The following is a 22,535-nucleotide window of genomic DNA, read 5'->3' as shown; positions in this document are numbered from 1 at the left end:
CGAGCGTCAGTCTTGCAGTGCCCTCACCCGCTCACGCTTGTCCTGCTCCTTGGCGCTATCGGTCGACTGCAAGGCAAAGTCGAAATCGATCTCGGCATAGCGTCCGTTGGCGCCCTCCTTGAAGACGATTTCGGCAATCAGCTCGTCGCGGGTCGCGTAGGCAAAATCATCGTGCAGGTAGCGATCGCCAGCCAGGTTGATCTGCGTGGTCAGGTGGCGATGACCGGGGGCGGAGATAAAGAAGTGGATATGCGCCGGACGCTGGCCATGCCGGCCCAGTTGATCGAGCAACTGCTGGGTCGGGCCATCGGGCGGGCAACCGTAGCCGGAAGGCACGATGCTCTGGAAGCGATAGCGACCGTCGGCGTCTGTGCGGATCCGCCGGCGCAGGTTGAACTCCGATTGCGCGGGGTCGAAGTAGGAATAGGTGCCACCGGTGTTGGCATGCCAGACATCGACGATCGCATGGGCCAGCGGCTTGCCTTCTAGGTCGCGGACCTGGCCACGCATGAACAGTACGGTGCCCGGATCGCGACCGTCATCGAGCCTGGCTTCCTGCTCGCAGAGCGGCGCGCCGGCGACATACAGCGGCCCCTCGATGGTCCGCGGGGTGCCGCCGACCTGGCCGGCCTGCGCGTCTTCGGCGTCCAGCAGCAGGTCGAGATAGTGCTCCAGGCCCAGGCCGGCCACCAGCAAACCGGCCTCCTGGCGGCTGCCCAGCTCATTCAGGTAGTTCACGGCCTTCCAGAATTCTTCCGGGGAGATCTGCAGGTCTTCGATCAGGCGGATGCTGTCGGTCAACACCCGATGGACAATCTGCTTCACACGCGGGTTACCGGCAGCCTGGTCAAGGCCGGCGGCGCCTTCGAAGAAGTTCTGGACTTCGGCGGTTTGGGAAATGCGAACGGTCATGCTGGTGTTCCTCATCATTGTTCTTGTGGATGCAAACCTTGGAAAACCCAGGCTCAACGGTCGTCGGCGTGGACCGAAGAGGGGTGCCTGCACAGCGCCATGACTTCAATCTCCATGTAGGGATAAAGCGGCAGTTGCATCAGCGTATCGTGCAGTGCCTGGGCATCCGGCACATCGAATACGCTGACATTGGCATACAACCCGGCGATGCGCCAAAGGTGACGCCAGGTGCCTTCCCGTTGCAGGCGCTGGGCCAGTTCGCGTTCGTCGGCCTTGAGCCGCGCGGCCTGCTCGGCCGGCATGTCAGTGGGCAGTTTGACGGTCATGCGTACGTGAAAAAGCATGGTGTGAAGGTCCTCTCGGTTCAGGGAGTCAAGGGCGGGCAAAGCGCGCCAGGCGTTCTTCGTCGAGCGCCAGGCCCAGTCCGGGAGCGCGCGGGATCAGCAGTTGGAAATCTCGATAGAGCGGCGGCTCGAGCAGAATGTCTTCGGTCAGCAGCAGCGGGCCGAACAGTTCGGTGTGCCATTCCAGCTTGTCCAGGGTGGCGAAGGCGTGCGCGGCCGCCAGGGTGCCGATACTGCCTTCGAGCATGGTCCCGCCGTACAGGCCGATGCCCGCGGCCTCGGCTATCGCGGCGGTACGCAGCACGGCCCGCGGGCCGCCGGTCTTGGCGATCTTCAAGGCGAAAATGCTGGCGGCCCCCATTTGCGCCAGGGCAAAGCTGTCCTGCACCGACTCGATGGCCTCATCGGCCATCAGCGGGATCGGGCTGTGGGCACTCAGGCGGACCATGCCGGCCCGGTCATAACGGGACAGCGGCTGCTCGATCAGTTCGACCCCGGCATCGGCCAGTTGGCGGCAGGCGTTCACCGCGACAGCCTCGCTCCAGGCCTGGTTGACGTCCACGCGCACGCTGGCACGGTCGCCCAGGGCGCGTTTGATCGCCGCGACATGGGCGATGTCCCGGGCCGGTTCGCCGGCACCGATCTTGAGTTTGAAATGACGATGACGGCGCAGGTCGAGCATGCGTTCGGCTTCATCGATGTCCTTGGCGGTGTCGCCGCTGGCCAGGGTCCAGGCCACTTCCACCCCGTCGCGCAGCCGGCCGCCGAGCAGTTCGGCCAGCGGCAGCCCCAGGCGTTTGCCCTGGGCATCGAGCAAGGCGGTCTCCACCGCCGAGCGTGCGAAGGTGTTGCCACGAATGGCGCGGTCGACCCGCTGCATGGCGGCATTGACATTGCTGGCATCCTGGCCGATCAGCAGCGGCGCGAACCAGGTATCGAGGTTGACCTTGATGCTTTCCGGGCTTTCCCCGGCGTACGCCAGGCCGCCAATGGTGGTGGCCTCGCCGATGCCGACGGTGCCGTCGCTGCAACGGATGCGCAGGATGACCAGCGTCTGGCCATGCATGGTGTGCATCGCCAGTTTGTGCGGGCGAATGGTGGGCAAGTCGACAATCTGGGTATCGAAGTGTTCGATCGTTACAGCGCTCATGGCGTATCCGTCTGCGTGTTGTTTGTCTTCAGGCCAAGATTGACGCTCAAGCAGGCGACGGTCCAATATTGATTAAGTCTCGCTTCATACCCAGGAGGTATCGTGGAGCTTCGTCATTTACGCTATTTCAAGGTGCTCGCACAGACCTTGAATTTCACCCGCGCGGCCGAGCAGTTGAACATCGCCCAGCCGCCCCTCAGCCGGCAGATCCAGCAATTGGAGGATGAGCTGGGGGTCCCGCTGCTGGAGCGTTCGCGGCCGCTGCGCTTGACCGAAGCCGGGCGGTTTTTCCAGGAGCACTCCAGCCAACTGCTCGAACAGCTTGAGCGGGTCTGCTCAGACACCCGGCGCGTGGCCGCCGGCCACAAGCGCTGGCTGGGCATCGGCTTTGCGCCATCGACCCTCTACGGCGCCCTGCCCGACCTGATCCGCCGCCTGCGCAGCCTTGGCGATATCGAACTGGGCCTGTCGGAGCTGATCACCCTGCAGCAACTGGACGCGCTGAAAAGCGGGCGTATCGACATCGGTTTCGGCCGGATGCTGTTCGATGACCCGGCCATCGTGCAGAAAGTCCTCAGGCAAGACCCCCTGGTCGCGGCCTTGCCGGCCGGGCACCCGCTGCTCGGACGAGCGGTCAGCCTGGAAGAATTGGCCACCCAGCCGTTCATCCTCTACCCCGCCAGCCCGCGTCCCAGTTATGCCGACCACGTACTGGGGGTGTTCGCCGGGCATGGCCTGAGTATCCACGTGGCGCAGATGGCCAACGAACTGCAGACCGCCATCGGCCTGGTGGCGGCCGGGGTCGGCATCGCCCTGGTGCCGGCGTCGGTCCAGCGCCTGCACCGGGATGACATCGGCTATACGTCGTTGCAGGACAGCAGCATCACCTCGCCGATCGTGGTCAGTTACCGGGCGGGCGACGTATCAGGGGTGCTGCAGCGCTGCCTGCAATTATTGAACGGTCATGACGAGTAGCACTTTTCCCTGCGCTTTCATTTGTCTGATCCTGCACTTGCCTGCAAACTGCTGAATCTGCCGTGATCTACAAGGAGCCAGCATGACGGAGCACAGCACGGGGGTCACGCTCACGACCAAGGGCCTGGTCTTCGAGGATGACTGCGGCGAGCCCTTTCCCCAGGACGACGCCGTGCGTGAACTGCTGGAGAAAGTCTTTGCCGGTAGCGGCGTCGATATCACCGCCATCCATACCCAGAGCCAGTACAAGAAGGCCCTGTGGCATGTGATGACCAGCTCCATCCAGGGCCCGGGCGGCGTCGAGGCCATCCTGGCCATGGCCCTGCAAGGGGTCGAGTTGCTGCACAAGCAGTTCGCCGGGCGTGACGACTTCCAGTCCAGGCTGTGTGCCGGGGCGCTGCAAGGCCTGTTGAACGGCGACCGCGACGGTCTTGCCAAGGCCAAGAGAGCCAGCAAGATCCTGGCCAGCGGCTTGCGACCAGTGGCCAGTCTCCCGGACAACCAGGACCTGTAGGAGCAGCCGGTCGACGCTTGGGACGGGGCTCTCAGCGCTTTACGCCACCAACCACTTCGCACAAACGACTCATGCAGACCGAGCCCACCACCGCGAGGATGATCGGCACCAGGAAATCGTGATCGATCCGGGTGAACTCCGCCACCAACACAATGGCGGTGATCGGCATGCTCATGGACGCCGCCAGGAACGCCGCCGCACCAACGATGGCAAAGGCCCCCAGCTCTATACCGGGCCAGGCCAGGCTCCATAAACCGCCCAGGAGAATCGCCATCAGCGCGCCGATCGCCAGGGCGGGCGTCAGCAGCCCGCCTTCGGCTCCCGCACGCAAGCTGCTGCTGGTCACCAGCACCTTGGCCAACAACAAGGCGGCCGCCAGCCCCAGGCTCAATTCATTGTCAAAACCCAACTGCGCCGGCCCCTTGCCGTTGCCCAGCACCTGGGGCAGATAGACCGCCACGCAGCCGACCAAAGTGAAATTGATCAAGGACAATACCGGCAACCGCCAGCCGCGAGCGGCATTTATCCGGGCACGCCCCGTCAGTTGCACGAAGCCATGGGCGGCCAGGCCGAAGAACGGCCCGGCAATCAGCGCCCAGGCGAGCAGCCCCGGCGTCAGTGCCAGGCTCGGCACCACGTACTGCACCTGCGCCCCCAGTCCGACCCACGCCACGGCGGCGCCAATGGCCGAAGTCGCCAGCGCCATGATCGCCGCCGGCCAGCTGAAAACGCCCACCAGCCCTTCCAGGACAAACATCGCGCCGCCCAACGGCACGTTATAGACCGCTGCCAATCCGGCCCCCGCCCCGCAGGCAATCAGTAATCGATGGGTATCGGGAGCCAGCTGCGCCTTGCGTGATAACCAGGCCGCCACCAGGGCGCCGACCTCGCGCGGTGCGACTTCACGGCCCAGCGGCGAGCCCAGGGCCACGGTGATGATCTGCAGGAGCGCATGACACAGCGTGGTCTTGACGGGCATCGCCGGCCCGTCGGGGGATACGGCTTTCTTGATACCCACCAGCGGACGCCCGAACCGATAGATCGCCCACCAGCCCAGGCCGGCCACCAGGCCGCACAGCGTCAAGGCCAGGATCCGCCGCGAAGGCGAGGCGCTGCTCACGCCGATCAGGAAACTTTCATGGCTGGTGAGGCTGTCCTGCCCGTAGCCATACGCCAGGTGCTGGATGCCGTGCAACAGCATCGCCAGCAGCATGCCGCCCAGTCCGGCGCCGATGCCGGTGAGGATCACCACGAAGGAAAGCGCGAACAATGAGCGGGCTCTGGAGCGAACCTTGATTTCAGTGTGCAGCGACGATTCCGGCAAGACCATTCAAGACTCCGCGAGGTCAGGTGTACCACGACCGGATGGCCGCACGCCGGAGGTGATTATCCGGCATTCCCGGCAAGAATAGGAGCTATGCCGGCGGTCTCTCTACCGAGCCCATGGCCGGCCTGTGACCATGACCTGGCGATTGAACAGCCCCTCTCCAGGACTCATCAGGAAACGATCATGACACTTCAAGCAAAACTCGATGCCTTCAAAGCCGACTTCGTCAGCGGCAAACCACCTTACAACGCACCGCCGCACGTCCACGCGGTGATGAAACGTGCCACCGACGAACTGATCGCCAGCGGCTTGGCCGACCGCGCGCTGAAAGTCGGCGACCAGGCCCCGGTCTTCACCCTGAACGATCCGGACGGCCAGCCGGTTTCATCCGCCGAACTCTTGTCCCGGGGGCCGCTGGTGGTCAGCTTCTACCGGGGCGTATGGTGCCCTTACTGCAACATGGAGCTGCAGGCCCTTGAGCAAGCGCTGCCGTCCTTCCGGGAACTGGGCGCGAACCTGGTGGCGATCTCCCCGCAGGTCAGGGCCAACAGCCGCAAGTCGGTTCGCCAGAACCAGCTGACCTTTCCGATCCTCAGCGATACCCACAATGAGGTCGCCGCGGCGTTCGGTCTGCGCTTCGAACTGCCGGACTACCTGATCGAGCTGTACAAAGGTTTCGGCAACGACCTGCCGACATTCAACGACGACCCCAGCTGGACCCTGCCCATGCCGGGACGTTTCGTGATTGCCCAGGACGGCACCCTCCTCTACGCGGAGGTCAATCCGGACTACACCCAGCGCCCGGATCCTTCGGAATTGCTGCCCGCGTTGCGCGGTTAAGGCAAGGCCGCCACTTCGGTGGCGACCTCAACCATTCGCCAGCAATTGCTCGACGTAGGCGACAAACGCCCGGGCCTTGGCGCTGGCCAGACGGCCACTGGGAAACACCGCCCACAAGTCCAGGCCCGGCAGTTGCCAGTCCTGCAGGACCTGGCGGACCTCGCCACTGGCCAGTTCCGGGGCGAACATCCATTCTGAAGACAGGGTCAGCCCCAGGTGCGCGAGCACGGCGGTTCGCACCCCTTCCGCGGCGGACACCCGCACCCGCCCCGACACGTTGACCGCCTGCTCGCTACCGCTGCGCCTGAACACCCAATGGCTGCCACCGCCGCTCTGCGAATAAATCACCGCCTGATGGTCCACCAACTGCGCCGGCGACGTCGGCTCGCCCTGGCGTTCGAAATACGCGGGCGTCCCCAGCACCAGGCGCCGGCACTCGCCGATCTTGCGCGCTGTCAGCCCGGAGTCGCTCAACTCGCCCATGCGCAAGGCCACGTCGATGCCTTCCTCGATCAGGTGGACGTTGCGATCATCGAGCACGACATCGATATCCAGATCCGGGTGCAAGGCCAGAAAACCCGCCAGGTGCGGCAGGATATGCAGCCGCGCAAAGGTCACGGCGGCACAGACACGCAGGGTGCCCCTGAGGCCGGCACCGGCGCCCCGGGCGGCCAGTTCCGCTTCATCGGCTTCTTCGATGGCGCGTTTGGCGCGCTCGAAGAACGCCGCCCCGGCTTCGGTCGGCGTCAGCCCGCGGGTCGAGCGCAACAGCAGTCGCGTACCCAGGCGCGCCTCCAGTTGGGCGACGGTCTTGGACACGGCAGGCTGGCCAACGTCGAGCCGTCTGGCGGCCGCCGAGAACGAGCCCGTCTCGACCACGCAGACAAAGGTTTCCATCGCCGCCAGCCTGTCCATCCGGTTCCTCCGCACAAGGATCGAGTCTCTGCAGCCGACCTACCTCCCGCGTCTGCCGCCCCTTGGGGATTTAACCACTGGTTACCACACGGCGATATGGGAATCGGCACGGGGTTCGGTGCCACCACACAGCACACCGCTCGACGGGTCGCGCAGGATGATCTGGCCACGGCCATAGGTGGTCAGGTCGCAGGCGACGTGCACCTGATGGCCGCGCCGCGCCAGTGCCGCCGCCAAGTCCCGCGAGGCGCCCTGCTCGATGCCGACCTTCATCTCCCCCAGCCACTGCCAGCGCGGCGCATCCAGGGCGGCCTGGGGATTGAGGCCGAAGTCCACCAGGTTCATCACCATCTGCACATGGCCCTGGGGCTGCATGTAGCCGCCCATCACGCCGAACGGTCCAAGAGGTTCGCCGCCCTGGCTGAGAAAGCCGGGAATGATGGTGTGGAAGGTCTTCTTGCCGGGCACCAGGCAGTTGGCGTGGTTCGGATCGAGGCTGAACTCCTCCCCGCGGTTCTGCAGGGCGATACCACTGTCGGGCAGCACCACGCCGGAACCGAAGCCGTGGTAGTTGCTCTGGATAAACGACACCATGTTGCCTTCGGCATCGGCGCTCGCCAGGTAGACCGTGCCGCTGGCATGGGGATCGCCGGGCGCGGGCTGCTGCGCCTGCTCGCCGATCTGCCCGCGCCGGCGGCGGCTGTAGTCGTCGCTGAGCAGGTCGGCGACCGCCACCCGCATGTGCAACGGGTCGGTGATATGGTGCAGGCCGTCGCTGTAGGCCAGCTTCATGGCTTCCAGCTGGCGGTGCCAGGTCTGCTGGCTGTCGCGGTGGTCGAAACTGAAACCCTCGAGGATCTTCAGTGCCATCAGCACCACCAGGCCCTGGCCGCTCGGCGGGATCTCCCAGACGTCATAGCCCCGGTAGTTGATGTGGATCGGTTCGACCCACTGCGCCCGATAACCTTGCAGGTCGCTGCCCCGCAGGTAGCCGCCAGTGGCACGGGAATGGGCCTCCAGGCGAGCGGCCAGTTCGCCGCGATAGAAGCTTTCGCAGGCAGTGGCGGCCAGCTCTTCCAGGGTCCGGGCCTGGGCCGGGTTGCGGAACAGCTCACCGGCCCGCGGTGCCCGGCCATCGATCAGGAACGTCTCGAACCAGGGGTCGAGCACGGCGTCGCGGTGAGGGCTGAATTCTTCGAGTGCACGCTGCCATTGAAGGGCCACCACCGGAGACACGGGGAAGCCCTCCCGCGCCAGGCTGATGGCCGGTTGCAACAGCTCGGCAAAGGGCAACCTGCCAAAGCGTTTCGACAGCTCGGCCCAGGCCGACGGGCAGCCCGGCACGGTCACCGGCGTCCAGCCAAGGAGCGGCATCCGCGCGTGCCCCGCCGCCTTGACCGCGTCGATGTTCAGGGCCGCCGGGGCCTGGCCGTTGCCATTGAGGCCGTGCAGTTGCCCTTTGCACCAGACCAGCGCGAAGGCGTCGCCACCGATGCCGCAGCCGGTGGGCTCGACCACCGTCAGCGCCGCCGCCGTGGCGATGGCGGCATCGATGGCGTTACCACCCTTGCGCATGATCTCGATGCCAGCCTCGGCGGCCAGGGGTTGCGAAGCCGACACCATGCCACGGCGGGCAAAGACGCTCTGGCGTTGTGACGGATAAGGGTATTCGTGGGCAGAAAATTTCAACATGGCAAAGGTTCTTCCAAACAAGAAATCGTTGGCCGGATGGGCGTCGGGTCCATTCCCGGGCCATCGGGCATCGGATCAGGGCAACCGACCGGCGGCCCGCTCACAACACGCGGCTGAGAAAGGCCTGGGTACGCGGGTGCACAGGCCGACTGAAAATCTGTTCCGGTGGCCCCTGCTCGATCAGTTCGCCCTGGTCGAGGACCACCACACGGTCAGCGACTTCCCGGGCAAAGCCCATCTCGTGGGTGACCACCACCATGGTCATGCCCTCCTCGGCCAACTGCTTCATCACCTGCAACACCTCACCGACGGTTTCCGGGTCCAGGGCGCTGGTGGGCTCGTCGAACAGCATGGCCTGGGGTTTCATCGCCAGGGCCCGGGCAATCGCCACCCGCTGTTGCTGGCCGCCGGAGAGCATAGACGGGTAATGCGCGGCCTTGTCCGCCAGGCCTACCCGGGCTAGCAAGGCCCGGGCCTGCTCCAACGCCTCGGCCCGTGGCACGCCGAGCACCTGGATGGGCGCTTCGATGATGTTTTCCAGGGCGGTCATGTGCGGGAACAGATTGAAGCGCTGGAAGACCATGCCGATGTCCCGGCGCTGGCGGGCGATGTTGCGCTCGGAGTCACGCACCAGGCTGCCGTCGGCGCGCTCGTGGTAACCCATGGCCCGGCCGTTGACACGAATGCGCCCGCCCTGGATATCTTCCAGCAGGTTGATGCAGCGGATGAAGGTGGTCTTGCCCGACCCCGAGGCGCCGATCAGCACCACCACTTCACCCCGCCGCACCTGCAGGGAAATCCCCTTGAGAATCTGCAAGGAGCCGAAGGACTTGTGAATGTCCAGGGCCTCGATGATCAGTTCTTCACTCTTGTGCGCCATGCTTAACGTCCCCTCAGCATTTTCAGGGTGCCACGACCGAACAGACGACTGCCGGCGGTTGGCGGCGCAGGTCGGTCGGACTGGCCGAAACGCGCCTCCAGCCAGCGCTGGAAGAAGCCCCAGAGCGTGGTCAAGAGCAGGAAATAGATCGCCACCACCAGGTACAGTTCGAAGACCCGGAACGTCGCCGAGGTCACCATCTGCGTGCTCAGCAACAGCTCCTGCACGCCGATCACGCTGACCAGCGTGGTGTTCTTGAGCATCACGTTGAACTCGTTGCCCAGCGGCGGCACGATCACCCGGAAGGCCTGGGGCAGGACGATGCGCCGCATCAGCTTGCCGAAGGTCATGCCCAACGAGCGCCCCGCCTCGTACTGCCCTTTGTCCACGGCACCGATCCCGGCACGGATGATCTCGGCCATGTAGGCGCCTTCGTTCAGGCCCAGGGCGATGATCGCCGCCTGGATGTTGCCCGGCACCACCAGGCCGAACAACTCCAGGTCCTCGAAGCGAAAGATCCCGCCGGCGGCCAGCGCAGTGTAGAGAAAGACGATCTGCACCAGCAGCGGCGTGCCGCGCATCAACCACACGTAAAACCGTACCGGCAGGTTGAGCAAGGGGTTGTTCGACAGCCGCAGCAACGCCGCCGCCAGCCCCAGCACACAGCCCAGCGACATCGCCAGCACACTGATCAGACAGGTCAGCCAGAGCCCGGTGAGGTACACCCCGCTGGGCTGCAACAGGTACTGCCAGAACACGTCCCAATTGAAATTCATCAAGTGCCCGCCTCAGTCGAGTGTGTCGCTGGCCACATGCCACTTGCCCAGCAGTCGGGCATAGCTGCCGTCGCTGCGCATGTCACTGACGATCTGCTGCACGGCCCGGGTCAGTTGCGGATCGTCCTTGCGCATCCCCAGGCCCGTGAGAATCCGGCTGAAGGCCGGCACGCCTTCCTCGAACAGATCGGGCGCCATGGCGGCGTAGTAACCGGCGGTTTCCACGGTGGTCCCGTAGGCGTCCACCTGGCTGATGCGCAGGGCTTGAAAGGCATCGGTATCGGTGTTGTAGACCACCAGTTTCATCGGCGTCTTGCCGGCCTTGGTCAGGGTTTCGTTCTCGGCGTCGAGCAAGGTCTTGATCGTCGAACCGTTGAGCACCGCGACCTTGTGCCCGGAAAGACTCTCCAGGGTGCTGATGTGCTTGGGATTGCCCTTGGGCACCACCACCGACTGGCTGGAATACATGTAGTTGACGATGTCGATCACTTGCCGGCGTTCGGGTTTGTCGAACAGTTGGTCGACGATCATGTCGCATTGTTGGGCCAGTAGCGCCGGCAACAGCCCGGAAAAGGGAATCACCCGCCATTGCACCGCCTTGTTGTCCAGGCGCTTGGCGATTTCCAGGCCCAGGTCAACGGTCAGGCCCTTCGGTTTCTGGGCCTCGTCGAACGACACCAGCGGGGGTGAATCCATGCCCGAGCAATAGGTCAGTTTCTCGACCTTCTGCAAGCGTTCCGGCACCTGGGGCGCCGCAATCGCCCCCTGAACCAGAAGCCCCAGGGATACAGCGGCAAGCAACACACGGCGTTTATGCATGACCAGACACTCCAGTTCGTCAGTAACGGGGGCAGTACTCAAAGTCAAAACACGGCCGGACTCGAGTCCGATTCTATTTTTCCGCTTGCAGAAAGCTGATCAGCGCGGGCACCGTGCCCTCGATGTGTTGGCGCACCACGGCTTCGGCCCGCTCGGCATCACCCGAACGAATCGCGTCAAGGATCACCGCGTGCTCCTCCCGTGCGCTCAAGGGCTTTTCGCTGTGTTGCAGCCACAGGCGCATGGGCGCCTCGATCAGCGAATACAGGGCCGATATCTGCTTCACCAGCCGCGGCCGGCCACTGAGGCTGCACAGGTATTCATGGAAGGCCCGGTGCCGGCTGACCCACTCGGCGCTTTCCTCGCGGTAGTCATCCATCGCGTCGAGCATGCGCTCCAGGGCCGCGAGCTGGCGCTCGTCGATCCTCGGCACGGCCACGCGGATCGCCAGGCCTTCGAGGGCGCTGCGCATATCGAAGACTTCCTGCAGCTCGTCGAACTCCAGGCCGCTGACAATGGCCCCGCGATTGGGTCTCAGGGTCACCAGGCCTTGCGCGTCCAGGCGGCGAAAGGCTTCACGCACCGGCATGCGACTCATGCCGATCTCGCTGGCGATGTCCTCGGCAATCAACCGGTCGCCTTTGCGGTAGCGACCGCAACAGATCGCTTCCAGCACAAAGGTATAAGCCTCTTCCTCGGCCGTCTGGGGCTGACGTTCAGCGTAAGCGGGGACGAATTGCATGGGGAAGCACCTTTGTCTTTTTGTATCCAATTATCCATGGATACAAAAAAGCATAAGTCGTGCCAGTCCCTTGGAAAGGCATCCAAGGGATTGATGGAAATAGGCTTTTTGCCGGAAACAGATGTGTTCAGGAGGGGATGATGTAACGGCGGAGTGCTACAAAAGCGCGCAGTGAAGCTCCAATCTGGGTAACACATCACCAACAGGGAGCCGGAACGTGGCCCCCTGTAGGAGCCGGCTTGCTGGCGATAGCGTCCGCGCAGACACTGCAAGGGTCAAGACGGTACCTACAGGATTCGCAGCAGGCTGTCAGCGCTGCAACGAGGCACTAATCCAGTTTTTCAGGTCGGCGACTTCCGTCGCGCTGATGGTGTGGCCGACGCCGGGATAGGAATGAAACTGCGGCGCGATGGACACCCCCTTCAACACGCCCAATGCCTCGGTCGCACCGGCATAAGGCACCTGCGGGTCAGCCGTGCCATGGCCGATAAAGACCTGCAGCTTGGCGTACTTCGACCCGTCCTTGAGTTCCGAACGCAGCTCCGGCAGCACACGGCCACTCAGGGCAGCGATCCCGCGCAGGACCTCGGGATGCCGTAGCGCGACTTCATAGGTCATCATCGCCCCCTGGCTGAATCCCACCAGGAACACCTTGTCGGGCTGGGTGTGGTATTTCTCGGTGACCCGGGTGACAAAGTCGGTGATGGCTTCGGCGCTCTGGCGCAGGTCGTCGCTGTCGCCGTCGTACTGCGCCGCCCCGCTCTTCTTGTGGAACCACTGGTAGGCGCCCAGGTCCAGCTCCAGGCGTCCACGCACCGAAAGCACGGTGTAGTTGGCCGGCAGGTCGTCCTTGATCCCGAACAGATCGTCCTCGTTGCTGCCGTAGCCATGCAGGAAGATCACCAACGGCTGGTCGCGGGTATCGGCACTGGCCTGCTCCTGGTAGGTCAGCGGCATATCGGCGAGCAGTTCGGCCTCTGCTGCCGACGCCGTGCAGGCCAGCAGCAAGGCCAGGGCCAGGGGTTTGAGCATGTCGGGATTCTCCGGGCGATCGATGGGGCGCCCAGCTTATCACCGGCGGTGCGCCCCACCGAACCACTCAGTGCTCGGGAACGCCCTGCTCCCACGCCTTCCAGTCGCCGAGAATCGCCTGCACCAACGGGTTACCCGCCCGGTACAGGTTTTCCAGGGCCGGGACAAAACCGCCCTGGTCGGCGTACTTGAGCAGGTTGTCGACTTCACTGTAGCCCGGATAAGGCCGGTCGAAATCCGAGCCGGCCCGCACCACCGCCAGGCGGTTGATGTCCACTCGCCCGGCCTTGCTCGCCCGGAGCAAGGCTTCATAGGTGGAGTTGTCTTCCTGCTGGGTGGTGCAGTAGACGCCCTTGTTGTCCGTCAGCAGGCGGGTCCAGGCTTCGGCCCGTTCACTCAGGCGCGTCCCGGAAAACCAGGTATTGCCCGCCAGGGTGTCGCAGCGGGTCACCACCGGCGGCTGGTTGGCCGGCGCATAAGGGTATTTGACGCGCCAGGCGGCGGACTCCTTGCTCTCGCTCAAGGTCACCTGACGGGACAAGGCAAAGGCCTTGGCCTGCAACCGGGGATTGAGCTCGAACACTTCGGTCTTGTAGTCCAGCGGTGGCTTTTCGTTCGGCCCGCGAGTGTTGATGCCGATGTAGCCGGTGGGCCAGTCTTTCGGCGCATCCCGCGAATCCAGCTCCCATTGGGTGCCGAATTCCACCAGGTAATGAGCCCAGGCCGCCGTGCCGATAGTGCCTTGATGCGGGTTGATCCCGGCAATCCCGGCAATCAGGAAATACGACTGGCGCAGGTCGAACTGCGGCGACAACGCCAGGGCCAGGGTCGAGGCCGTGGCATTGGTCTGGCCCATGCCGGTCACCAGCAGGCAGGTGTCCTGGTCATTGCAGCGAATGTTCGGGTATTCGGCGCTGAGGCCCGGCAGCGGGATTTCGCGCTTGAGGGCCAGGCGCTCGATCCAGGCCTGGGCTTCGGGCGCGAACATGGTGATGAGCATGACCTTGGGCTTGATCGGCGCCGCCCAGGCGGCCTGTCCGGCGAGGCTGCCGAGCAGCAGGCCGGCGATGAGGGAATGACGGGCAAGAAGTCGCAGGGTTTCGGGCATGGTGGTCGCTTGAGGTGGAACTCGGACGTGTGGGAGCCGGCTTGCTGGCGATGGCGTAGGAAGAACGCCGCAAGGCTCAAGGGCCTCATCGCCGGCAAGCCGGAATCTACAAGGGAGGAAGCTGTTTAGTCAAAGCCCCCTGAGACGCTCGACGATCTGTTTCTTCACTTTCAGCCGCCGCTCCTTCAGTGTTCTCAATGGACCATCCGCCGCCAGGGCCGACTCCGCCGCCAGCACTTCCTTGTCGACGTTATCGTACTGATCAAGCAGTTGATGGAGCCTGGGATCCTTGCTCCTGTGCTGCGCCAGCTCCTCTTTGTTCAACTTCAGGTCCGCGAGCAAATCGTGCTTGACTGGCATATCGTCACCTCTTGGTTCTGTGGGCAGGACATGAAGCTCCAGCGCCCCCCACCTCATGAAAGGATCAAGGCGATGTATCCCTAAGCAATAGCACGCCCTGGCCCAACTTGCCTCAAAGCTTCGCCTTGCGGCGACGAACCCACAGTGCCGCCAACCCGCCGAATAGCGCCAGCCCTCCCACGACCAACGCCACCTTGTAAGGCCGCAATGCCGAACGCACGCTGTTGAGCGGCTGGGTCAGGTAACGCCTGTTGGCCTGGTCGAAGTCCGGCGCCTGGCATTGCCGGCCGAAATTCGCCGCCCAGCTCACGTACGGACCTTGCTCGACATAACGCTGGTAATACTGGATTTCTTCATCGCTGCCGGCGACCCAGTTCGCCGCCTTGCACAGCACGGCGGCGAAAGCCTGGCTGCTGTGGGGCAACTGGTCAGCCGCCTGGTTGGCCAGGTCCGCCGCCACCCAACGATAGTGATAACGCCGGTCGGGCTTGGCCACGCTGGCCTGTTGCCGCTGGACTTCGGCGGTTTCGAGAAACGGTCCCGGCTTCAGCTCCGCTGCACCCAGGCTGTAGTAACCGTCCAGGGCGCGGTAATCCGGCGCCATCTCGTAGCCGAGGATTTCCATGCCCGACTTGCGCGCCAGGGTGGCGGCGGCAAACAGCGACTCGGCGCGCCCGGTGGCGGTCCAGCGCGACACGGCCTGCTGGCGGTCGCGGCCATAGTCCCGTGCCGTGGCCTGCAATTCGGGGCTGTCGAAGTACTTCGGCGCTTCATCGTAGCGCCCCTCGCGCAGCAATCGACGGCCGAGCAGTTCGCGCAGCTGTGCGGCCACCGGACGCCGCACATAGTTGTCCTTGTCCTCGGGTTTTGCCGCCGGCGGCGCGGGTACGTGGGCATCGACATAGGTTTTCAGCTCGTCGAGCGTCAGCACCCGCTCGGCCACTGTCGCGGCATCCAGCCAGTAGATGTCCTGGCTGCGGTAGAGCTGGTCGAAGGCTTGCAGGTAGTCGCCACGGTCCAGCGCCAGGATCGCGCTTTCACCCTGGACCCGGCAGCCGGGCTGGATGCTCTCGAAGCTCCAGTCCGGCGCCCGCCGCGGACCCCAGACTTCGTCCTTGGGAAACGCCTTGGCCGCCTTGGCATAGGCAGCAGCGGCCTGGACCTTGTCGCCGTCGCGCAACGCCAGTTTGGCCCGCACCCACCACGCCAGGCCGCCGTCGCCGGCATGTCCGACAAAGGCCTTGGCCCCCGCGTAGTCACCCTTCTGGTAGCTCAGCGCGGCCAGGCGATCGGCGTTGTCCAGGCTGCCGGCGACGCTGGCCAACACCATCCTGGACAGGCGCTGGTCTGCCTCCGGCTGCTCATCGAAGAACCCGCCGACCCGGCTCAACACATAGGCGGTCAACAGCGCCTGGACGTTTTTCTCCTTGAGCAAGGCGCCCAGCTCGTCATCCGGCAACCTCGCCAGCTCCCCGGCGACCTGCTTGAGCGAGGTATAGCCGCTGTTGGAACCCAGCCGGCTCTGGCTGGCGTACAGCGCGATGGCGCGGTTCCAGTCATTATCGAACCTGGCCAACCGGGCTTCCTCGCCGAGGCTGGCGATCCCCAGCTCCAGCGGATCGCTGAAATCCCCCGCGCTCAACGCCCGCGTCTGCTGGAACGCGAGCCGGGCCTGGGCTTGCAGCTCAGGGCTGGTGACGACCGGAGCGGCGCTATCGGCCGGGGTATCGACACCTGCTTCGGCCTGGGCACTGAGGGCGACCAGGGCCCGTCCCAGGGAATACGCGGCCCAGGTGCTGCGCAGCTTGCGCTGGTCGGCCGGCAAGGCCAGGACCTGGCGGAAATAGTCCACGGCCCGTTGCGCGTCACCGGACTGGAAGGCCACGGCACCGGCGATGTACAGCCGCAGCTCGGCCGGCAGGCTCGCGCCCTCGGTCTCGACCTGTTGCGGGTCTGCCAGGTTGCGCAGGCGCGCCACCTCGGCCCGCAGGTTTTCCGGCAGCTCGCTGGCCTCCACCTTGTCGCGTTGCTCGCGATAGGGCTTGGTGTTGTCGTCGCTGTCCCAATACGGCGTCAAGGTGGCCTCGGTCGCCGGTTTCAGGCCGGCAACGGCTTCGCCAAGGCGATTGACCTCGAACTGGAAGTTGGTTTCCGGCAAGTCGGCCAGGGACTGGGCGCGGTCCTCCAGCAGGCGCAGCGGAAAGTCCGGACCGCAGGCCAGCGCCGATCCGAGCGGCAGGCTGAGGGACAGGCACAGCAAGTGCCGAGGCCAGTTACGGGTAGACATTCCAAGCTCCTTGATCGATCCGGGTACAGCGCGCCCAGCCGAGCGCACGTTGGCCACCAGCGGCGATGCGCGCACTGGACTGGCGGGTAAAAATGAGCTGCTTCGGGGTTTGCCGCAAGGTATAGCCACTGAGCCCGTCGACGCCATCACATTGCTCGGCGTTGAGCTCCACCCGTGCCGGTAGCGGCCGGTCGAGGTTGCCGAGGTTATCCAGGCGTATGTCGTAGAGGCCATCGCGGGCCGACAGTTGAACCTGCCATTGACTCGCGAGCGCTTCGCCACGGGCCACCGCGCTCAAGGTGCTCAGGCTCCAGGCCCGGCGATCACCAGGCAGCGGCAGACGGAACCAGATCAGCCCGGCCAGGTGCGCGGGCGGCTTGGCCCGCAGTTGCCGGGCCAGCGTCGCCAGTTGCTGCGGATCGGCCAACAGCTCGCGGCGCTCGCCGCCACGGTTCAGCGCGACTTCGCTCTCGACCACCGGCGCACCGCCATCGTCCGGCAACACGGCGATGCCATAGGCCGGCAGCGCCAGATAAAACGCCTTGTCGCTGACCCGGCCCCAACGCTCGGCCCAGTCCCTGGGCTGCCCGGGATTGAACAGCCCCAGCCTGGGGTTGCTCACGGCATGGACCTGCAACACGCTGCTGTCGACCGCCTGCAACAAGGCCGGCAACTGCGGGCTGTCGAGCCAGGCGGGCAAAGCGGTGATGCTCAGTTTCAACGAAGGCGGCAACAGGCCGCGCAGCTTGATCAGGAAATCGGTATAGCCCGACAGGCGTGCGCTGCCGCTGTCATGGTCAATTTCCACCCCCGTCGGCATCACACCGCCCGCCCGCCAGTCGGCGAGCAGCTGTGAGATCTGCGCACGCGCCCTGTCCAGGTCCAGGGCCGGAAGCTGGCCATCGAGACGAATCACTGCAATCACCGGTCGCCCGTCGGCCTTGAGCTGCGCCAGATCAACCCGCGCCCGGCTCCACCCGGCCTTGGGCTGGGCCTGAAGCGCCAGGACCCGCAAGGTCGAGAAATCCGCCCGGCTCGCGGACAGGGCCTGCTCGTGGGCCGGTCGCCATTGGCGTTGCCAGATATAGAGTTGCTGGTCGAGGGGTGGCGCCGGCTGATCGGGTTGGCAGCCGCCAAGCAGGAGCAGCGCACAGAGCGCAAACCATCGGCAGGAGAAGACAGTGGCGGGCATACAATCCTTTGTCGGGCACGGGTGAACGTCTTGCGCGGGAGCGATATTACCTCACTTGGCAGGCGCTGGCTGCGCCGTGCTGTCCCCGGTTGCGTGCCATCCGCCGCCCAGGCTCTGGACCAGGGCCACGCTGCCCTGGGTCAGCTGCCCCTGGCTATCGCGCAGGTTCTGCTCGGTCTGCAACAGGACCAGCTGCTGGGTCAACACCGCCTGCAGGCTGACCGTCCCGGCTTTCTGCTGGGCCTGCTGGCTGCCGAACAGTTGCTGGTTGCGCTGATGGATCTGCTGGAAGGCCTGGACCTGGGCCTGCAGGTGATTGAGCGCCGAGAGGTTGTCTTCCACGTTTTGCAAGGCGCCGAGCACCGTACCGCGATAGTTGGCGACTTGCTGGTCGTAGTTGGCTTCGGCCTCGCTGACCGCAGCCTTGCGGGCGCCAGCGTCGAACAGGGTTTCGGCCAGCGCCGGGCCGACGCTCCAGATCCGGTTCGGCACCGAGAACAGGCCGCCCAGGGCACTGCTGCGGTAACCGACCTGGGCCGTCAGGTCGAGATTGGGATAGAACGCCGCTTCGGCGACACCGATTTTCGCATTGGCCGCCGCCACTGCACGCTCGGCGGCCACCACGTCCGGGCGCCGTTGCAACAGTCCCGATGGCAGGCTCAAGGGGGTGGCCGGGACGTTGAAGGCAAAGCTGTCGACGGGCGCCAGGCTGAATTGCGCCGGTGCCACGCCCACCAGCACCGCCAGGGCATGCTCGAATTGTTCGCGCGAGCGCTGCGAGGTCTGCAGGGCGGCGACCACGCTGGTCAGTTGGTCCTGGGCCACCAGCAGTTGGTCGTTGGAAGCGGTGCCCTGGGTGTATTCGGTCTGGGTCATGTCCAGCAGTTGCTGATTGATGCGCTGTTGCTGCTCGAGCAAGCGGATATCGATATCCAATTGGCGAATGCCGAAGTAGTTGCTGGCGACACTGCCGCCGATAGACAGGCGTACCCCGGCCAACAGCGCATCGGAGGCGTGGGCCGTGGCCTGGCTCGATTCGATGCCACGCCGGACCAGGCCCCACAGGTCTGGTTCCCAACTGGCGCTGAGGGTGGCGCTGACCGTTTGTTCGACCGATTTACTGGAGGTGCCCGACGCACTGCTGGTGGAGCTGCTGGTAGAGCTGCTGGTGGCACTGCCAGTGGAACTGCTGCCAACCACCCCACGGGAGCCGGACAACCCGGCGGACACCGTCGGCCAGAGCCCCGCCCGACTGGCGGCGACTTGCGCCTGCGCCAGCCGGTAAGCCGCCTCGGCGGCGACAATCGACTGGTTGGCCTGGGCCGCACGGGTCATCAACTCGTTGAGGACCGGGTCGTGGTAGTCCAGCCACCACCGGCTGTCCAGCGCGCCCTGGGGATTGGCGACCGCGCGCTGCCATTGCGCGCCTTCCTTGAAGCCCTGCGGCAGTTCGATGGTCGGCCTCCGGTAATCCGGCCCGACCATGCAGCCACTCATGCCCAGGCTGAACAGCAGGACCAGCCACGGCCCGCGTTGACCTTTCATCATGATTCAAGACTCCTTGCCGCGCTGGCGCAGCCGCTCGGAAGCGTTGTCCAGCCACAGATAGATGACCGGCGTGGTGTACAGCGTCAGCAATTGGCTGAGCAGCAACCCGCCGATAATGGAAATCCCCAGCGGCCGGCGCAACTCCGAACCGTAGCCACTGCCCAGGACCAGCGGCAAGGCCCCGAGGGTGGCCGCCAGGGTGGTCATCATGATCGGCCGGAAGCGGATCAGGCAGGCCCGGTGAATCGCCTCCCGGGCACTGCGCCCGTGCTGGACCCGCTCGGTAATGGCGAAATCGATCATCATGATCGCGTTCTTCTTCACGATCCCGATCAGCAGGATCACCCCCACCAGGGCGATGATCGACAGTTCGGTGCCGGTCAGCAGCAAGGCGATCAGTGCGCCGACACCGGCCGACGGCAAGGTCGAGAGAATGGTCAGCGGGTGCGTCAGGTTCTCGTAGAGCATGCCCAGCACGATATACACCGACAGCAGGGCCGCGACGATCAGCAGCGGTTCGTTGGCCACCGACTCCTGGAACACCTGGGCCGTGCCGGCGAACTGCCCGACCACGCTGGCCGGCATGCGCAACTGGGCCACGGCGTTGTCCACCAGGACCGTGGCCTGGCCGATGGAGACGCCGGGAGCGAGGTTGAACGAGGCCGTCACCGCCGGAAAGGTGCCCTGGTGGGCAATGGAAATCGCCGTACGCTGGATACCGGTATCCGACAGCGCCGACAGTGGCACCAGCGTCGGGCTCTTCGCCGGTAGTGCCGAGGCGCCTATCGTCTGGTTGGAGCTCACCGGCCCGGTCGGGACATAGATCGACTTGAGGGCCGACGGATCGGTCCAGTATGGCGGCGCCACTTCCATCACCACGTGATACTGGTTGGCCGACTTGTAGATGGTCGAGACCTGGCGCTGGCCGAAGGCGTCGTAGAGGGTCTGGTCGATGTTGCCGACATTGACCCCCAGGCGGGCCGCGGTATCGCGGTTGATGCCGATGTTCGCCAACAGGCTGTTGTCCTGCTGGTCGGTGTTGACGTCGGTCAGTTGCGCCAAGGTGTGCAGCACGGCGACGACCTTGGGCACCCATTCATCCAGGGTGCCCTGGTCGTCGGCGGTCAGGGTGTATTGGTACTGCGCCCCGCTCTGCCTGCCGCCGACGGTGATGTCCTGGGCCGATTGCAGGTACAAGCGGGTCCCCGGCAGCTCGCCCAGGGCCTTGCGCACCTGGGCGATCACCTGCTCGGCGCTGTCCTTGCGGGCACCGACCGGCTTGAGCGTGATGAACATCTGGCCGCTGTTGATCGCGCCGCCGCCCCCGCCGCCGCCGATAAAACCACCGACGGTTTCGACATTCGGGTTCTTCGACACGGTCTGGTTGATCTCGCTGAACGCCGACTGCATCGCGGCATAGGAAATGCTCTGCGGCGCAATGATGCTGCCCTGCAACCGTCCGGTGTCCTCCTGGGGAAAGAACCCCTTGGGCACCAGTACATAGAGCCCCCCGGCGAGCACGATGACCAGCAGGGTCAACAGGCCCATCAAGGCCGAATGCTCGACGACCCAGCCCAGGGTCCGGTCATAGAACCGATGGAAGCCCGAGTCCGGGTACTCGTGAGCCGAGTCCGTCGCCTGGCTCGGACGCAACAGGATGCTGGACAGCATCGGCGTCACGGTCAGGGACACCAGCATCGAAATCAGGATCGCCACCGACAACGTGATGGAAAACTCGCGGAACAGCCGCCCGACGATGCCGCCCATCATCAGCAAGGGGATGAATACCGCGATCAGCGACACACTGATGCTCAATACCGTGAAACCGACTTCCCGAGCCCCGTCCAGCGACGCTCGCAGCCGGGTTTCGCCGCGCTCCAGGTGGCGCATGATGTTTTCCACGACCACGATCGCATCGTCCACCACGAACCCGGTGGAAATGGTCAGCGCCATCAGCGACAGGTTGTTCAGGCTGTAGCCCAGGAAATACATGGCGCCAAAGGTGCCGAGCAGCGACAGCGGCACGACGATGGCCGGCACCAGGGTGCTGCGCCAGTCGCGGAAGAAACCGTAGGTCACCAGGGTCACCAGGAAGATCGATGCCAGCAGGCTGACCTCCACATCATGCAGCGACGCGCGGATGGTGGTGGTGCGGTCCAGCAGGACATTGAGCCTGATCGAGGCCGGGATCGAGCTTTGCAGGAACGGCAACGACGCCTTGACCGCATCCACCGTCTCGATGACGTTGGCCCCCGGCTGCTTGAATAGCACCAGCAGCACCGCCGGCCGGCTGTTGGCCAGGCCGAAGTTGCGCAGGTCCTCGACAGCCTCGCTGACATAACCCAGGTCGGCGATATGCACCACGTCGCCGTTGCGTTGCCTGACCACCAGCGGCGCGTAGTCCTCGGGCTTGAACAGCATGTCGTTGGCGCCGATACCGTAGGCGCGATCGCCGATGGACAGCGCGCCCTTGGGCAGGTTGGCGTTCGACGCGGCGATCGCTCCGCGCACTTGCTCCAGGCTGACCCCGTAATGGTTGAGCCGGTCCGGGTTGAGCTCGACGCGCACCGCCGGCAGCGCACCACCGCCGACGGTGACATCGCCGACCCCACGGGTTTGCAGCAGTTTCTGCTCCAGCAAGGTCGAGGCCACGTCATACATCTGGCCCCGCGTGGCACTGTCGGATGTCAGGCTGATGACCATGATCGGCGAATCGGCCGGGTTGACCTTGCGGTAGGTCGGATTCCCCGACAGATCGTTGGGCAGGCTGTTGCGGGCAGCGTTGATGGCCGCCTGGACGTCGCGGGCCGCGCCGTCGATATTGCGGTTCAGGTCGAATTGCAGGTTGATGCGGGTCGAGCCCAGGCTGCTCGACGAGGTCATCTGGGTCACCCCGGCGATCTGTCCGAAATGCCGTTCCAGGGGCGTCGCCACCGAAGAGGCCACGGTTTCCGGATCGGCGCCTGGCAGCGAGGCCCGTACGCTGATGGTCGGGAAATCCACTTGCGGCAACGGCGCCACTGGCAGCAGCAGGAACGCCAGCCAACCGAACAGCGCCAGGCCGACCGCCAGCAAGGTGGTGGCAATCGGGCGCTGGATAAAGGGCGCGCTGATGTTCATGG

At 65.0% G+C, this 22,535-nt stretch carries 20 protein-coding genes; 3 read left to right on the top strand and 17 right to left on the bottom strand.

What is annotated here, in order from left to right:
• Positions 1–6: 6 nt before the first annotated feature.
• The 3 genes from catA to UCMB321_RS14470 are packed head-to-tail and all read right to left on the bottom strand — an operon-like array spanning position 7 to position 2,406.
• Entirely contained in the window at positions 7–912 is a 906-nt protein-coding gene (gene catA / locus UCMB321_RS14480) for a catechol 1,2-dioxygenase (protein ID WP_040067885.1), read from the bottom strand.
• Positions 913–965: 53 nt separating this feature from the next.
• Positions 966–1,256, bottom strand: coding sequence for a muconolactone Delta-isomerase (gene catC / locus UCMB321_RS14475; protein ID WP_040067884.1), 291 nt, complete (start codon positions 1,254–1,256; stop codon positions 966–968).
• 28 nt (positions 1,257–1,284) lie between these two features.
• Positions 1,285–2,406: a muconate cycloisomerase family protein gene (locus UCMB321_RS14470; protein ID WP_040067881.1), complete on the bottom strand. Its 1,122-nt coding sequence runs from the start codon at positions 2,404–2,406 to the stop codon at positions 1,285–1,287.
• 102 nt (positions 2,407–2,508) lie between these two features.
• On the opposite strand from UCMB321_RS14470, the gene UCMB321_RS14465 reads away from it, so the two are divergent.
• Positions 2,509–3,381, top strand: a complete 873-nt coding sequence (locus UCMB321_RS14465) for a LysR family transcriptional regulator (protein ID WP_040067879.1) — start codon at positions 2,509–2,511, stop codon at positions 3,379–3,381.
• Positions 3,382–3,463: 82 nt separating this feature from the next.
• Positions 3,464–3,895 carry a hypothetical protein gene (locus UCMB321_RS14460; RefSeq protein WP_040067877.1) on the top strand — a complete coding sequence of 144 codons (432 nt, stop codon included), beginning with the start codon at positions 3,464–3,466 and terminating at the stop codon, positions 3,893–3,895.
• Positions 3,896–3,926: 31 nt separating this feature from the next.
• On the opposite strand, the gene UCMB321_RS14455 is transcribed toward UCMB321_RS14460, so the two are convergent.
• Positions 3,927–5,225, bottom strand: a complete 1,299-nt coding sequence (locus UCMB321_RS14455; RefSeq protein ID WP_052451214.1) for a chloride channel protein — start codon at positions 5,223–5,225, stop codon at positions 3,927–3,929.
• Between the two features lie 180 nt (positions 5,226–5,405).
• Between UCMB321_RS14455 and UCMB321_RS14450 the strand changes: the two genes are divergently transcribed.
• A complete protein-coding gene (locus UCMB321_RS14450) occupies positions 5,406–6,062 on the top strand; it encodes a peroxiredoxin-like family protein (RefSeq protein ID WP_040067875.1) in 657 nt (218 codons plus the stop codon).
• A 27-nt stretch (positions 6,063–6,089) separates the two neighbouring features.
• Here UCMB321_RS14450 and UCMB321_RS14445 read toward each other — a convergent pair whose 3' ends face one another.
• The 13 genes from UCMB321_RS14445 to UCMB321_RS14385 form a co-directional block, all read right to left on the bottom strand.
• Positions 6,090–6,977, bottom strand: coding sequence for a LysR family transcriptional regulator (locus tag UCMB321_RS14445; protein ID WP_040067872.1), 888 nt, complete (start codon positions 6,975–6,977; stop codon positions 6,090–6,092).
• Positions 6,978–7,058: 81 nt separating this feature from the next.
• Entirely contained in the window at positions 7,059–8,669 is a 1,611-nt protein-coding gene (locus UCMB321_RS14440) for a gamma-glutamyltransferase family protein (RefSeq protein WP_040067869.1), read from the bottom strand.
• A gap of 100 nt (positions 8,670–8,769) precedes the next feature.
• A complete protein-coding gene (locus UCMB321_RS14435; RefSeq protein ID WP_040067867.1) occupies positions 8,770–9,549 on the bottom strand; it encodes an amino acid ABC transporter ATP-binding protein in 780 nt (259 codons plus the stop codon).
• 2 nt (positions 9,550–9,551) lie between these two features.
• Positions 9,552–10,325: an amino acid ABC transporter permease gene (locus UCMB321_RS14430; RefSeq protein WP_040067865.1), complete on the bottom strand. Its 774-nt coding sequence runs from the start codon at positions 10,323–10,325 to the stop codon at positions 9,552–9,554.
• 12 nt (positions 10,326–10,337) lie between these two features.
• Positions 10,338–11,144 (bottom strand): ABC transporter substrate-binding protein, encoded by an 807-nt coding sequence (locus tag UCMB321_RS14425; RefSeq protein WP_040067864.1) that lies wholly within the window; start codon positions 11,142–11,144, stop codon positions 10,338–10,340.
• Positions 11,145–11,217: 73 nt separating this feature from the next.
• Positions 11,218–11,886: a GntR family transcriptional regulator gene (locus tag UCMB321_RS14420; RefSeq protein WP_040067861.1), complete on the bottom strand. Its 669-nt coding sequence runs from the start codon at positions 11,884–11,886 to the stop codon at positions 11,218–11,220.
• A 309-nt stretch (positions 11,887–12,195) separates the two neighbouring features.
• Positions 12,196–12,918 (bottom strand): alpha/beta hydrolase, encoded by a 723-nt coding sequence (locus UCMB321_RS14415; protein ID WP_040067859.1) that lies wholly within the window; start codon positions 12,916–12,918, stop codon positions 12,196–12,198.
• A 67-nt stretch (positions 12,919–12,985) separates the two neighbouring features.
• Positions 12,986–14,026 (bottom strand): purine-nucleoside phosphorylase, encoded by a 1,041-nt coding sequence (locus UCMB321_RS14410; protein ID WP_425338567.1) that lies wholly within the window; start codon positions 14,024–14,026, stop codon positions 12,986–12,988.
• 129 nt (positions 14,027–14,155) lie between these two features.
• Positions 14,156–14,386 carry a hypothetical protein gene (locus tag UCMB321_RS14405; protein ID WP_040067856.1) on the bottom strand — a complete coding sequence of 77 codons (231 nt, stop codon included), beginning with the start codon at positions 14,384–14,386 and terminating at the stop codon, positions 14,156–14,158.
• Positions 14,387–14,498: 112 nt separating this feature from the next.
• Positions 14,499–16,673 carry a hypothetical protein gene (locus UCMB321_RS14400; protein WP_040067854.1) on the bottom strand — a complete coding sequence of 725 codons (2,175 nt, stop codon included), beginning with the start codon at positions 16,671–16,673 and terminating at the stop codon, positions 14,499–14,501.
• On the bottom strand, positions 16,660–17,865 hold the full coding sequence (locus UCMB321_RS14395; RefSeq protein ID WP_040067852.1) for a DUF3142 domain-containing protein: 1,206 nt from the start codon (positions 17,863–17,865) through the stop codon (positions 16,660–16,662). Before UCMB321_RS14395 ends, UCMB321_RS14400 begins: the two co-directional genes overlap by 14 nt.
• A 51-nt stretch (positions 17,866–17,916) precedes the next feature.
• Complete coding sequence (locus UCMB321_RS14390; protein ID WP_245220797.1) at positions 17,917–19,413, bottom strand: efflux transporter outer membrane subunit; 1,497 nt, start codon at positions 19,411–19,413, stop codon at positions 17,917–17,919.
• 3 nt (positions 19,414–19,416) lie between these two features.
• Positions 19,417–22,533, bottom strand: coding sequence for an efflux RND transporter permease subunit (locus UCMB321_RS14385; RefSeq protein WP_040067851.1), 3,117 nt, complete (start codon positions 22,531–22,533; stop codon positions 19,417–19,419).
• Between the last annotated feature and the right edge of the window lie 2 nt (positions 22,534–22,535).

The organism is Pseudomonas batumici, from assembly GCF_000820515.1.
In the GTDB taxonomy this organism is placed as follows: domain Bacteria; phylum Pseudomonadota; class Gammaproteobacteria; order Pseudomonadales; family Pseudomonadaceae; genus Aquipseudomonas; species Aquipseudomonas batumici.
Note: the sequence above shows the minus strand (reverse complement) of the source record. Positions and strands in the feature narration are given on the sequence as shown.

Coding starts and splice junctions, on each gene's coding strand:
- catA (WP_040067885.1), bottom strand. CDS start 912: ATGACCGTTCGCATTTCCCAAACCGCCGAAGTCCAGAACTTCTTCGAA.
- catC (WP_040067884.1), bottom strand. CDS start 1,256: ATGCTTTTTCACGTACGCATGACCGTCAAACTGCCCACTGACATGCCG.
- UCMB321_RS14470 (WP_040067881.1), bottom strand. CDS start 2,406: ATGAGCGCTGTAACGATCGAACACTTCGATACCCAGATTGTCGACTTG.
- UCMB321_RS14460 (WP_040067877.1), top strand. CDS start 3,464: ATGACGGAGCACAGCACGGGGGTCACGCTCACGACCAAGGGCCTGGTC.
- UCMB321_RS14455 (WP_052451214.1), bottom strand. CDS start 5,225: ATGGTCTTGCCGGAATCGTCGCTGCACACTGAAATCAAGGTTCGCTCC.
- UCMB321_RS14450 (WP_040067875.1), top strand. CDS start 5,406: ATGACACTTCAAGCAAAACTCGATGCCTTCAAAGCCGACTTCGTCAGC.
- UCMB321_RS14445 (WP_040067872.1), bottom strand. CDS start 6,977: ATGGACAGGCTGGCGGCGATGGAAACCTTTGTCTGCGTGGTCGAGACG.
- UCMB321_RS14440 (WP_040067869.1), bottom strand. CDS start 8,669: ATGTTGAAATTTTCTGCCCACGAATACCCTTATCCGTCACAACGCCAG.
- UCMB321_RS14435 (WP_040067867.1), bottom strand. CDS start 9,549: ATGGCGCACAAGAGTGAAGAACTGATCATCGAGGCCCTGGACATTCAC.
- UCMB321_RS14430 (WP_040067865.1), bottom strand. CDS start 10,325: ATGAATTTCAATTGGGACGTGTTCTGGCAGTACCTGTTGCAGCCCAGC.
- UCMB321_RS14425 (WP_040067864.1), bottom strand. CDS start 11,144: ATGCATAAACGCCGTGTGTTGCTTGCCGCTGTATCCCTGGGGCTTCTG.
- UCMB321_RS14420 (WP_040067861.1), bottom strand. CDS start 11,886: ATGCAATTCGTCCCCGCTTACGCTGAACGTCAGCCCCAGACGGCCGAG.
- UCMB321_RS14415 (WP_040067859.1), bottom strand. CDS start 12,918: ATGCTCAAACCCCTGGCCCTGGCCTTGCTGCTGGCCTGCACGGCGTCG.
- UCMB321_RS14410 (WP_425338567.1), bottom strand. CDS start 14,026: ATGCCCGAAACCCTGCGACTTCTTGCCCGTCATTCCCTCATCGCCGGC.
- UCMB321_RS14405 (WP_040067856.1), bottom strand. CDS start 14,386: ATGCCAGTCAAGCACGATTTGCTCGCGGACCTGAAGTTGAACAAAGAG.
- UCMB321_RS14400 (WP_040067854.1), bottom strand. CDS start 16,673: ATGTCTACCCGTAACTGGCCTCGGCACTTGCTGTGCCTGTCCCTCAGC.
- UCMB321_RS14395 (WP_040067852.1), bottom strand. CDS start 17,865: ATGCCCGCCACTGTCTTCTCCTGCCGATGGTTTGCGCTCTGTGCGCTG.
- UCMB321_RS14390 (WP_245220797.1), bottom strand. CDS start 19,413: ATGATGAAAGGTCAACGCGGGCCGTGGCTGGTCCTGCTGTTCAGCCTG.
- UCMB321_RS14385 (WP_040067851.1), bottom strand. CDS start 22,533: ATGAACATCAGCGCGCCCTTTATCCAGCGCCCGATTGCCACCACCTTG.